The sequence below is a fragment of the Kyrpidia sp. genome, from assembly GCF_023512215.1.
In the GTDB taxonomy this organism is placed as follows: domain Bacteria; phylum Bacillota; class Bacilli; order Kyrpidiales; family Kyrpidiaceae; genus Kyrpidia; species Kyrpidia spormannii.
Genome location: NZ_JAILZZ010000064.1, coordinates 1 through 13267, shown reverse-complemented (window position 1 = coordinate 13267; position 13267 = coordinate 1). Strand labels below are relative to the sequence as shown.

Here is a 13267-nt window from a genome sequence, read left to right as displayed (position 1 = left end):
GTCGCCGGCCTACCCACAAAGTCGGATTCTTTTACGCCCATGACTTTTTCGCACGCCGCATTGACCCGGAGTACGATTCCGTTTCCGTCGGTGATTGTGACCAGGTCCCCAACAAGATTCATGATGGTATCCAAGTCTTGCGATAGATCCAGATATGTCTTGGAATGGGAAATAAGGTATTCGACTTGTTCTGCATCCAGCATGATGATAAGACCGAGTTTCGTTAAATGATCGGCTTCAAATGGAATTTCCAACAAATAAACAGAATGTCCGTCATCGGTCGTGGTCATACACACATTCGGTTTTTCGGTCTTGATCGACTTAATAATCGTGGATGTCATGATCTCCTGTATAGGTTTCTTGTTGGATTTTTGACTCGCAAGGCCGGCGAAGAGCTGTATACTCTTGTCATTGACGTAATGCACATTGCCGTGTAAGTCAACAACCACAAGACCAATCGGCAATCTGGATAACAAATCTGCGAATTGCACGGTGGCGCGCTCCCCTCGTTGTAATACTCCAAGTTCATTGCAGATCTGCAAATACATCCTCGTTCTGGTCTTTCGCTGCATCAATTGCCCTTAAAACCGGCATGGGGTAGAATTATCTTACGACATACCTTTGCAGTATTGCAACTAAAGTTGATTCCAGATGCGTTGACAAAAATTTGGTATACCTCCGCTATCACACGCCACAGATGCGAGCATGTCGGTCCGGCTTACCGGAGTCGGGCCGATCGTCTCCGCGACGCGAGATTTCTCTCCAACCCGACCACAGTTTGAAGTCTCCTACCAGCGACTTTCGTGAGTAATTGCACAGCATATGTGTTGGAGGCAATTCGTCGGAATACCCGTGCACTTGGCACGGCAATTGCAGAAGGCGTGTTGATGTTGGAGGTGAGGAGGCCAAGAAAAACGGGTACTGGACGGCATTTTGGCGCACACGGTGACGAACAATATCGGGCTTAAATCAATTTGAAAGGGTGACCTTGAATGGCCGAATCCACAGAACTGACCCAGCATTCAAAAAGAGACTCCCTGGCCCCCGTGGATGAGGGAGGGAGAATTTTCAGTCTTAAAAGCTATATCCCGTTTTGGATTTCATCGATGGTGGTCATTCAGCTCTTTATTATCGGGCAGTCGTTCATGCCGCCAAGTGGAAAACTGAACATTCTGCAGGCATTGACGGTTACCCTGGTGTCTTCCATCATCATTGGGTTCATGTTTGTCATCAATTCTCATCCGGGAATAAAATACGGCATTCCTTTCGTCGTGCAGTGTCGTTCGGCATTCGGGTACTATGGGGCGCGAATTGCCGTCCTCGTACGGGTGTTGCCCGCCGTGTTTTGGTATGGAATCGGATCGTGGATTGGTGCAGATGCTATGAATTACGTCAGTACCACAGTTTTGGGATGGGGCAACGTGTGGCTGTATTTTATCATTTTCCAGATTCTACAAACCGCGATTGCCTATTATGGAATAAAATCGATCAAATGGTTTGACTCAGCCTTGTCTTTTGTCATACTGGCATTCTTGGTTTACATCGTTATTCAGATTTTTTCGACCGGAAAGGTCCATTTGATCTCAAGTTGGGAAGCGTCGGGCAGTTGGGGAATGCCCTTTTGGACCGCGATCACAGCCTCGGTGGGGATTCTTATAACCGGGGCGATTAATAATGGAGATCTGGCTCGCTATCTTCGCAAGGAACCTGTGCAAAATTGGGTCGGTCATTTCGTCGGGATTGTACCGATGTTTATCATTATGGTCGGGATCGGCATTCTCTCGGCTGCCGCAACCGGCATTTGGGATCCGATTCGGGCGTTGGTAACACTCGTCCCGAATACGGCTGTCGCGGTCGCGTTAATGATCTTCATCGTCGCCGCCCAATTTACGAGTAACTTATCTTTAAACATTGCGCCTCCCGCCCTTGTCTTGATGGAAATATTCAATATCAAGTGGGGCTTATCAGTAATCGTTGTGGGGATTCTCGGTATCATCACATTCCCATGGCTGTTATTGACAAGTTCGGCATTCAATACGTTCATCACCTTCTATTCTGCATTTCTTGGCCCTCTTCTCGGGATTCTTATCGCAGATTTTTACTTGGTTCGGAAACGTCATTTTGACCTCGACCGCTTGTACAACAGTCCTGTTAAGTTCCATATTTTAGGGTTTGCTTCCCTTATTGTGGGCGGAATATGCGGAGTGATATTCCTGCCCATTTCATGGATCGTTGGACTTCCCGTAAGTATGGTGATCTACTCAATTGGGTATCGCATTATACCTTACTATAAACGCGAATTGGCCGCTCATCGAGTCGACGAAAAAGCCGCCGTTTTTGAATGAACACATGGCCGGAGAAAGGCCGGGCCCGAGCTCGCCAAGAGGCAGTATGGCACAATGTTTGCATGATGCACTCGTCGAAGCCCTGACGAAAGGAGTACAGCTATGAAACTTGTGGGAGTGGACGTAGGAGGTACCTTTACTGACATCGTCGTCTGCGATACCACCACGGGCAAAACCGTCATTCACAAGCTTCCCACCAGCCTGGAGGATCCTTCTGTCGCCGTTGTTCAAGGCATTGAGGAGATATGCGAAAGAAACGGTATCAATAAATCGGAGATTGACCATGTGTTTCACGGCACCACGATTGCCACCAACGCAATCCTTGAGCACGACGGTGCAAGGACAGGGATGATCACCACAAAAGGATATCGGGACATCATTCATATCGGCCGCCATCAGCGCCCGCAAAACTATTCGATTATGCAAGAAATTCCATGGCAAAATCGCCCATTGGTGCGGCGCCGGTACCGCAAAGTTGTAACCGAGCGTCTTGTGCCACCGCACGGTGAGGTTTTGGTGCCGCTCAACGAAGAGGAGGTGCGCGCGGCCGCACGGGAATTGAAAGACGCCGGGGTTGACTCAATCGTTGTTGCGTTTCTGTTCTCCTACCTGAATCCCGAACATGAACAGCGAGCCCGAGAGATTATCCGGGAAGAATATCCGGAAGCATTTGTCACAACTTCCTCGGATGTATCTCCTCAGTTCCGGGAGTTTGAACGTTTTACGACAGCGGCCATAAACGGTTTTGTGGGTCCAAAGGTGAAGCGGTATGTGAGTAATCTCAAGGAACGGTTAAAGCAGGCGGGAATCTCCGGTGAACTACGCATTATGTGCTCGAACGGCGGGGTTTCCACACCGGAGTCCGTTTCCGAAAAGCCCGTCAATACGCTGCTGTCCGGTCCCGCGGCCGGGGTCCTCGGCGGTTCTTGGTTCGGCAACTTGTCCGGCCGCAAAAAACTCATCACTTTTGACGTCGGCGGAACCAGTGCGGATATCGGAATCATTACTGAACAAGGGTATTCGGAATCCACGGCTCGAGATACTTGGATTGCGGGGTATCCGGTGATGGTTCCCATGATCGACATACACACCATAGGCGCCGGAGGTGGAAGTATTGCATATGTCGACGAGGGCGGCGCGTTTAAGGTTGGGCCGCGCAGTGCCGGTTCGAACCCGGGCCCGGCGTGTTATGGGCATGGGGGAATAAAACCAACAGTCACAGACGCGAACGTCGTCCTGGGTCGATTGGATGAAGATAACTTTCTGGGCGGAGAAATGCGCATTTTTCCCAACGCGGCTCACAAGGTGGTTGGGGAACTTGCGGCGCAACTGAACTTGTCCCTGATTGAAACGGCTGAAGGTATAATTACAATTCTCAACAATAACATGGCGAACGCGATCCGTGCCAAAACCGTGCAGAGAGGCTATGATCCGCGTGAATTCTCTCTCGTGGCCTTCGGCGGCGCAGGCCCTCTTCATGCGGTGGAGGTGGCGAAAATCCTGAACATCCCCGAAGTCGTCGTACCCCTTCATCCGGGGATCACTTCGGCCATCGGTTTATTGACGACCGACTTAAAGTACGATGTGATCAAAACGGAATTTATGTTGAGTACACAACTTGACTGTGAACGATTGAACCGGGATATCCATTTATTGGAAAATCAAGTTCAACAACAGCTCCGGGATGATGGAATTGCTGAAGAGAACATGAAGATTCAAAGGTCGGCCGACTGTCGTTACATTGGTCAGGGTTATGAGTTGCGGATTCCACTGCCGGACGGACATATCACCGAGGAGGCCTTGACGGCGGCTTTGCAACAGTTCCATCGCGTTCACGAAAGCGAATACGGTCATTTTTTTGCAGATAGTCCTATTGAGATTGTGAACATTCGTCTTACGGGTATTGGATTTATGCCGAAGGTTCAAAAGCCCGCGGCCGGGGAGGGCGGTTCATTGAGCGACGCTCTTGTGAAGACCAATCGCACAGTTTTCCGCGTGGGCGGCGAGCTCAGGACCTACGAAACCGCATTTTATAATCGAGAGAAAATACCTGTTAACACGAAGTTCCCGGGGCCGGCAATTGTATTACAGAAGGATACAACCACCGTCATTCCGCCGGACTGTGCGGCATTTGTGGATGATTCCGGGAACATGATCATTCAGGTGGGGGGATTCTAATGGGAGTACAAACAAAATCCGCTGCGATTGATCCGATAACGGCGCAGGTTATTCGCGGAGCATTGGAGAATATCGCCGTGGAGATGGGGCACAAATTGGCCCGGATGTCTTATTCAAGTATTATACGTGAATCCGAAGATTTCGGATGTGCCCTCCTTGATGCCGACGGTCAACAGCTCTGTGAGTCAAGCCACAGTACTCCGCTGCAATCGGGCCCGATTCCCGGGTATGTTCGCGGCATCCGCAGAATTTTGGAAGAACGAGGCGATACGTTCTGTCCCGGTGACGTGATCATGCATAATTCGCCGTACCATGGAGCTTCGCACGGCCCGGATGTCGGCTTTTGCATCCCTATTTTCTATAAAGATGAGTTGATCGGATTTTCCGTCACCACCGCCCATCATTTGGATATCGGTGCCTTAACACCCGGCAGCTGTGGAATTGTCGATGCGGTGGACGCGTATGCCGAAGGGCTTCAGTTTAAGGCCATTAAAGTGTATGAACAGGGTAAGAAAAATGAGCAAGTATGGCACATGTTAAGAGACAACATTCGTGCCTCGCATATGGTTGTCGGGGACATGGAAGCGCAAATTGCGGCCGCCCGGATTGGGGCGGACCGGTATTTGGAGCTTATTGCTAAATTTGGCCTTGAAAAAGTTCTCGCGGCAAGTGAAGACTTGATGAATTATTCCGATACGATGTTGCGCAATGCCATCCGCAACCTGCCCGACGGTGTTTACTATGCCGAAGGTTTTCTTGATGGTTATCTTGACAGTCCTGACCCAGAACGCAGAGATCTGAAGATCGCGGTCACGGTGACCATTGAGGGAAGCGAGATTACTGTAGACTTTACCGGTACCTCTCGTCAGGTTGACGACAGGCCGGTGAATATGCCGTTTGAAGGCACGGTTGATGTGGCGGTCTATTTAACTCTTCGTTCAATCTTGCTGGATTCAACGATATATGGAAACATCCCGCAAAACTCCGGTTTGACCCGGGCCATAAAAATCGTGGCTCCGGAAGGTACGTTGTGCAATCCGACATTCCCGGCTCCGACAATTGCAAGGTTTTGCTCGGGTAATATTGTGGCTGATACGCTTATGAAAGCGTTGGGACAAGTTGTTCCTCGGCAGATCAGTGCCGGGGTGGGCAACCTGAAAGTGATCGCGTACAGCGGATTAACGAACGGAAACTATTGGGTCTATATGGATATCATGGAAGGGAGTTATGGAGGGCGGTTTGGCATGGATGGGATGGATGCGGTCGACACCTTATATGCCAACACCCGCAACAATCCCATCGAAGATATCGAGTCGCACTACCCGCTTCGGATTACACGGTATGAACTGCAGGACGACGTCAGCGCACCTGGACAATGGCGAGGAGGTATCGGGTCCGTCCGGGAAGTTCAGTTCCTTGCCGATGGTAGTTTTTCTGTGGAAGGTGACGGGCACAAATATGCACCATGGGGGTTTATGGGCGGTATAGACGGACGTGTCGGGCAATTGTTGCTGACCACTGCGGAGGGGCGTGAAGAAAATCTCCCTTCCAAGATTCCAAATCGACGTGCGAAGGCCGGCGATAAGTTAACGATGACCGGTCCGTGCGGAGGGGGATACGGCGATCCGAAAAAGCGCTCGCCGCAACAAGTGTTGTCCGACGTATTGGATGGATATGTTTCCAAAGATACAGCCCTTCGAGCATATGGTGTCGTTATTAGCGAATCTGGCGAAATTGACGAAGACGCAACAAACCAATTAAGAGGTGCGGCACAATAAATAGGTGGTCGTGTTCAACAGTTGTCGCAAGTTGAAAGGAGTACCTAAATGCCCAGCAATCTGTCGATCAGCGCACCACGGATACAGTCGCGTTTATTCGAACTAGGACAAATTGGTCGGACCGGGAGTGGAGGCGTCACCCGACTGGCATTGTCTCAGGAGGACCTGCGGGCTCAAGATCTGGTGTCTTCCTGGATGAGGCAAGCGGGAATGGAGGTTCGGCGCGACCATTTCGGCAATTTGATCGGGCGCAAAGAAGGTGAAGAACCGAAAGCCCCCGCTATTGTGATCGGCTCGCATATTGATTCGGTTCCGAACGGCGGCCGTTTTGACGGCACTCTGGGAGTGATCGGCGGAATAGAAGTTGTTCAAGTTCTCCATGATGCGAATATCAGTCACAAACTTCCGATTGAGGTTGTTGCCTTTTGTGACGAGGAGGGGGCTCGATTTGAGAGCGGCCTGTTCGGAAGCCGAGGAATGGTCGGCAGGGTCACTGACGGCGATTTGAACAGAGTCGATGGAGACGGGATCAGCCGTTATGAAGCACTCTGCAATGCCGGGGTCGATCCGAGAAGAATGGCGGATTCCATCCGTCACCGGGGCGACATTGAAGTCTATTTGGAAATGCATATCGAACAAGGTCCATTCCTCGAATCGATTCATCAGCCCGTCGGAATCGTTACGGGAATTGCCGGAGTTGCCTGGTTGACGATCTCGCTCATTGGTGAGGCCGGACATGCCGGTACGGTACCGATGAACCTACGCCGGGATCCGATGATGGGAGCGGCGGAGGTCATTCTTGCCGTTGAACGGGCGTGCAAGAGCGGGCAAGTGACGACCACGGTCGGGACAGTGGGTAAGATTCACGCACAACCAGGAAGTTCCAATGTGATCCCGGGCATGGTTGAATTCACAGTGGACATTCGCGACATTGAACAAAGGCAAAGAGACGACACGATATTGCGGGTCAAATCCGCTCTTGACCGCATTTGCCGAGACCGGTCGTTGGAATACAGAATTGAAGAAGGGCTCAATATCCAATCTGTTCAGTGTTCGACGGAAGTCGTCGGGGTTATTGAGGAATCCGCCCGGAAATTGCATCTGGATCCCGTAAAAATGGTGAGCGGGGCAGGACACGATGCCATGGCGATGGCGGACATATGCGATGTCGGGATGATCTTTGTTCGATGTCGGAACGGGATCAGCCACCACCCCGCAGAATGGGCGAGCCCGGAGGACATGGCAACGGGCACCCGGCTTTTGTTGGAAACCGTTCTATCATACATTGAATCCTGACTTTGTCTTCCCGTGGCGTAAAGGGAAGGGCAACCAAAAGAAGGCCCTTCCCTTTGGTCTTTCGCAAAAACCGGATTACAGGGGCTTCTTGGTTGCGATCGGGTCTAACTTGGCCGGTCGTTGTTCTGTCCTTATGTACTTTTCCGCCCTTCCCTTTTCAAGCCATTTCCGAATCGTTTTGCGATGCCCCCCAGTTCTTCAGCAATTCTGAATCATGATTCCTCTCTCCTCCACGGAGTTTGTGATGGAATCGGGGAATTTTCAACTGATTCTATTGGGGATTTTATCACCGATCTTCACACCGTGAGTGTTTCCTGGTATGTAGTGACGGAGTTGGATAAAAGGTGTCCGACCTTTTTCCCCCCCTCCGCCAATAAGGCGCGGGGGATTGGTGTGTGGACGAAGGCATTACGGCACTTGCTTGCCGGGCCAAAGCGGTCTTCGTTGGGCTATTGACGGTTACGGCTTTGTGCTTGACGCATCGGGTCTGATTCTGCTGCAATCGACAAGGCCGGCCGGTGCAAGAGTCGTGTACAGGAAATCGCAGTTTTGGTGCCGAAGAAAAGAAGGAGAAAGCTAGCAAAGGAGGTCTCCCATTGAGAGCTCCCCGAAAGAATAACCTTCGGAATCAATTATTCCATTGGCTATGGAGGCACGGGCTTTATGAGCTGTCTATAACAGTTTTAGGCGTGCTATGCCATGTATACACTGAAACACCCCTTCCTTCTTCCCTGAGGTTTTTTACCAGTCTTGCCAATGCACGGGGGCAAAAGATTGTAAATAAATGTAAATGGGGGGGGGGTTAAATCAACCAAAAATACCATTTAATAGAAATCAACGCGTTTTCATCTTGATGCCCAGGTCTCCTCCTTTGACCACTAAACATAATTACTTGGGAACAAACCCGGAAACAATCTTGGATGAGGTCAAAGAAGGAGGATCGGATATTGTTCAGATTATTTAATCATTTTAGGGTTTCGACAAAACTGTTTCTGTCAGCTCTTGCCAGTCTGGTAGCCCTGCTCGCAATGGGTATCATGGGGGTTATTAGCCTGGCGCAGATCGACGCACAAGTGCAAATGATTTACAGCGATAATGTCTTAGGCATCCAAAAAGCCGGGGACGCGGAACGGGCTGTCAGACGCATAGCGGTGGCCTGTGCTGATTACGTCCTGGCGGACGCCGCTGGCCAAAGCTCAGTGCGTCAGGACATCCAGAAGTACGATGCAGATTTTGCAAAGGCTATCGAGGCATACCTGCCCACCATTGTGCGGCCGCAGGAGCGCGACATCATCAATCGCCTCCGCCAAGCCTATGGTGACTACATGCAGGCCGTCAACCAGCTTGTAGCCGCCCAGAGTTCCGACTTGGCCGTGCAGGTGCTTCACCAGCAGGTCACTCCCAGGCGTACGGCAGTCAACAATGTGATTGGGGAACTGGTGCAACTCAACGCCCAGATGGCGGACGACATAAAAAAAGAAGCCGACGCCATGTATCACAGAGTGCAAGTAACCTTCGTCATCGTGATCGTGGTTGGGGTTGGTCTCAGCCTGGGGCTGAACCTGCTCGTATCCCGTATAATCACCAAGCCCTTGGCCGTGGTTACCGCAGCTGCGGAAAAAGTGGCGGAGGGTGACCTGAGCGGGGAGACCGTTACAGTCAACACGCGGGACGAAATTGGCCAACTTACAGGCTCTTTCAACCAGATGGCCGGTAACCTGAAGTCGCTGCTTCGGCAAATCACCGACGCCGCTGAAACTGTCGCGTCTGCCTCGGAAGAGATGAGCGCCGGCACCGAGCAAAGCAGCCAAGCCGTCACTGAAGTCAGCCAGGCGGCGCAGGAACTGGCTGCCGGAGCAGGTTTGCAAAGCGAGAAGGTGCAAGATACCATGGCCTCGATCGAAGAATTTTCCGCAGCTATACAGCAGATCGCCGCAATCACCCAACAGGTGGCAAGTGCAGCCCAAGTTACCAGTCAGCGAGCCCAGGATGGCAACCAGGCCATGAGTCGGGCTGGGGCCGAAATGGACAAAATCAATACCTCAAGCAAGGAGATATCTGAGATTATTAACGAGTTGGGGAATCGGTCCCAAGCCATCGGCCAGATCGTGGACCTTATCAGCAGCATCGCCAACCAGACGAATCTCTTGGCTTTGAACGCTGCCATTGAGGCCGCACGAGCTGGGGAGCAAGGCCGAGGTTTCACCGTGGTGGCTGATGAAGTGCGCAAGCTCGCTGAGCAGTCCGGGCAAGCGGCCCGGGAAATCGCGGACCTCATCCGTCAAGTCCAGGAAGATACTGCGAAGGCGGTGGAAGTTATAGAAAGCAACACCCAATTGGTGGAAAACGGTTGGCGGGTGATCGTGGAAGGTGCAAAGGCTTTCCAACAAATCGAGGAGGACGTAAACAGCGTCTCCCGTCAGATCCAGGAAGTTTCCCGTTCCACAGAAGAACTGGCCAAGGGGAGTCAAGAGATGGTCAATGCCACTACAACTATCGGTGAAATCGCACAGCATGTGTCCGAAGCCAGCCAAAGTGTGGCTGCCGGCGCCGAGGAGCAATCGGCTTCCATTGAACAGTTGGCATCCTCCGCTGAATTCCTGGCCAGCCTTGGACAGCAACTGCAACAAGCGGTTTTAAAGTTCAAGCTGTGAGAAAGTTGAAGCGGAACAAATGAACACTTGTCAGTGCAGGCCATAAAACATATTCAGATTTTAAAAGAAAATAACAAAAATGAAACGCCAAATGGCGGTTAGTTAACAATGGTGTTTATAGTGAAGGGATACTTCGCTTGGCAGTCGTTTCTTTTTGACTCCTCCTCCTTGGGTTGCCAAGGGGGCTTTTTTATTCCTCGTTGGGTACATACACCCGCCTGTTGCCGATCACCTTCTGTCTTTTCGTGGTGCGAGGCGATCGGGTGCTGGAAACGGGTGACCGGATTGCCCTCAATTCCCGGTTCCCTTACTGCGGTTTAGAGTAAAAATGGGAGATCCCAAAAGGGGCCTCCCGTAGACATGTTTTCGGATTCGGCTTTATACTTCAAACCGCAATGTCAAGTTTTGCAGGGCGGAAGCTGTGTCAGACAACGAGATGGCGGATGCCGAGACTTGCTCGGCCACAGCCAATTGTTCTTCCGTTGCTGCAGACACCGTTTGGGTTCCGCTGGCCGTCTGCCGGGCAAAGGAACGAATATCGTCGATCTCCTGAACAATGCGACTGACTGCACCGACAACCTGCTTGACCTGTTCGCCAGCCTTCTCCATGTGCCGAGCAGCTTGCCGAGCGTTGTCGGCGATCCCTGAAAAGGTTCGCCCCGCCGCTTCCACGGTCTCGACACCATGCTTCACCTCCAGGACAGCCCCCTCGACAGCAACGGTCAGGCCATTCGTATCTTGACGGATCGCCTCGGTGAGCTGGCCGATTTCTTTCGCTGATGCTGCCGATTCCTCGGCCAATTTTCGGACCGATTCAGCCACTACGGCGAATCCCCGGCCCTGCTCCCCGGCCCTGGCCGCTTCCACGGCGGCATTGAGCGCCAGCAGGTTAGTCTGTTTAGAAATCCCTTCAATGATTTCGACGATGCGGACAATTTCCTGCAAACGGTTGTTGAGTTGGTCCATGGCCTCGGTAAGATAATTCATTTTGCCCTCCACCTGGGCTATGCTGCGAACTGCTTCATCCACCGTTCCACCGCCGTCCTCGGCGTAGGCGGCGGCTTCCGTGGCCAGGGAGAATACCTGATTAACGGCTTCTTCGGCGTTTCTAATGTCCTCGGATACTTGTTCTGCGACACGTACGAGGTTTTCGGTCTCCATGAACTGTTTTTGCGCTTCTTCCGCCACGGTCTGGGCCGCCGAGGCGATTTGTTCTGCGGATTTGCCGGTTTCTTCAGCACTCGCCGTGAGCTGTTGGGAAGCGGATGCAACCAGATTCGCATTGCCGCGAACTTCTTGGATCAATTCCGTAAGGCCATTCACAGCCTGATTGAAGTGTCTGGCCAACTGTCCAAACTCGTCTTTTCTCTTCTCAAAATTCAGCCGTACCGTTAAATCACCGCGACCGAGCCGCCCCACGGCATCGCTGGCCCCTTGTATTAGTGTCATCCAACTTCTGCTTAAGATCCATGCCAGCAACAGCGCCGCGGCAAGATCGACACCGATGATGAGGCCGATCACGCGCTTGATGTTATTTGCGGCGGCCTGAAACTCGTCTTTGTAGGCTGTGGTCATAAAAATCCAATCCCAAGGGGCAAAGTATTGCACATACGCGATCTTCGGATAAGCCTGGGATTCCCCCGGATTCTGCCACAGATACTCGAGTTCTCCGTTCTTCATTTCGGCCACCCGTTTGCCCAGCCCTCCCTGGGCATCCCGGATGTTGGTCCCCTCCACCTTCGGGTGCATCACCGCGTTGCCCTGGGAGTCAATGGCCGATACATACCCGGTTTTCGCGACCCGGACGCGGGCTTGGCTCAAATCTCTGCTGCCATCCGGTTGTTTCGGTCCCAACAGCAATGTTCGGAGTTGTTCCTGAGCCTGCTCTTTGGTCATGACCCCGGCATCCACGAATTTTTGCAAGGAGGCCGCCAAGTTGACCGCCCCAACGGTGGCTTGTTCAAGTTCGTTCATCCCTTCGTTTGAGAGGGCCCTCTGGGTGGCAATATATGCGATGAATCCCGACGTGGTGGTTGGAATGATCATGCAGAAAATAAGGATAATCGCAAGTTTTGTTCGGAAACTGGATAAGAACATCGTTTATACCTCCTGTGATCGCATCGGGCATGGTGTTATGAAACAAACCACACCTGGAACTCTCGTCGCAGCGCGGCAGGTATCAAACCGAGGCCTAAACTTGAAGCATCGGTGCCAATTCTTCTATGCTGAGAGGAGGAGCCCAGAGATACCCCTGCCCCATTTCTACCCCACACTTATGGATGACTTCGCGTTCTTCTGCCCGTTCAACCCCTTCGGCAATGATCTTTCCGTACCCTTTTACGAATTCAACCACACGAACAAGGGTAGTCTGCTTGAAATATGAATCATGAATATGGCCAATGATCGATTTATCCATCTTTACAAAGTCCGGTTCGAGCTCAACCAAAGTCTTCCTCGTCTTATCCAAGGTTTTACAGTCGTCAATTGCAACACGTATTCCAAGGGAGCGCAACTGCTTGACCATTTCCTTTATTTCACCCGGGTTAAACTCGACATATTCTACAATCTCAATAATAAGTTCGTCGGATTTTATCCCATGTTTATGTAGCTGATTGCACAGTTCGGTTATAAAACGCGAATCATTCAAACTTGACGCCATTACATTCACGAAAATGTTGCTTATCTTGATCTTTGAGGGGGCATTGTGGAGAGTGGAAAGAGCGGTTTCTAGAGCTTTCAAATCGGCGTCCGCCGATAGTCCCCGCTCCCACGCTGAACGAAACCACTGCTGCGGGTCGAGTGGTTTGCCGTTGAGAGATGGACATGTTAAAGCTTCAACACCGTAGATCTCTCCCGTCGAGAGGTAAACAACGGGTTGAAATTCTGAGTGGAGTTTGTATTGGTTAAAAAACGCGCTAAACCCAAAGGGGTTGGTAATTTTTTTATCTAGAGGATAATTGTTGGGGGGGGGGGGGGGGGGGGGGGGGGGGGGGGGGGGGGGGGGGGGGGGGGGGGG

Annotated in this window: 7 protein-coding genes and 1 pseudogene; 5 read left to right on the top strand and 3 right to left on the bottom strand. The window is 51.7% G+C overall.

Annotated elements, in window-relative coordinates; translation table 11 throughout:
* Positions 1–548, bottom strand: a pseudogene (locus K6T64_RS14990) (hypothetical protein); the annotation flags it as partial.
* Between the two features lie 444 nt (positions 549–992).
* Here K6T64_RS14990 and K6T64_RS14985 point away from each other — a divergent pair.
* From K6T64_RS14985 to K6T64_RS14965, 5 genes are all read left to right on the top strand, one after another.
* Positions 993–2345 carry an NCS1 family transporter gene (locus K6T64_RS14985; protein WP_170086452.1) on the top strand — a complete coding sequence of 451 codons (1353 nt, stop codon included), beginning with the start codon at positions 993–995 and terminating at the stop codon, positions 2343–2345.
* A 102-nt stretch (positions 2346–2447) separates the two neighbouring features.
* On the top strand, positions 2448–4523 hold the full coding sequence (locus tag K6T64_RS14980; RefSeq protein ID WP_288010875.1) for a hydantoinase/oxoprolinase family protein: 2076 nt from the start codon (positions 2448–2450) through the stop codon (positions 4521–4523).
* Positions 4523–6301, top strand: a complete 1779-nt coding sequence (locus tag K6T64_RS14975) for a hydantoinase B/oxoprolinase family protein (RefSeq protein ID WP_288010874.1) — start codon at positions 4523–4525, stop codon at positions 6299–6301. The genes K6T64_RS14980 and K6T64_RS14975 overlap by 1 nt, the downstream gene beginning before the upstream one ends.
* A 48-nt stretch (positions 6302–6349) precedes the next feature.
* Positions 6350–7597 carry a M20 family metallo-hydrolase gene (locus K6T64_RS14970; RefSeq protein ID WP_100668735.1) on the top strand — a complete coding sequence of 416 codons (1248 nt, stop codon included), beginning with the start codon at positions 6350–6352 and terminating at the stop codon, positions 7595–7597.
* 947 nt (positions 7598–8544) lie between these two features.
* Complete coding sequence (locus K6T64_RS14965; protein ID WP_288010873.1) at positions 8545–10251, top strand: methyl-accepting chemotaxis protein; 1707 nt, start codon at positions 8545–8547, stop codon at positions 10249–10251.
* Positions 10252–10629: 378 nt separating this feature from the next.
* Here K6T64_RS14965 and K6T64_RS14960 read toward each other — a convergent pair whose 3' ends face one another.
* Both K6T64_RS14960 and K6T64_RS14955 read right to left on the bottom strand, forming a co-directional pair.
* Positions 10630–12348: a methyl-accepting chemotaxis protein gene (locus tag K6T64_RS14960; RefSeq protein ID WP_288010872.1), complete on the bottom strand. Its 1719-nt coding sequence runs from the start codon at positions 12346–12348 to the stop codon at positions 10630–10632.
* A 94-nt stretch (positions 12349–12442) separates the two neighbouring features.
* A partial coding sequence (locus K6T64_RS14955) for an EAL domain-containing protein (protein WP_288010871.1) occupies positions 12443–13267 on the bottom strand: 825 nt, incomplete at its 5' end.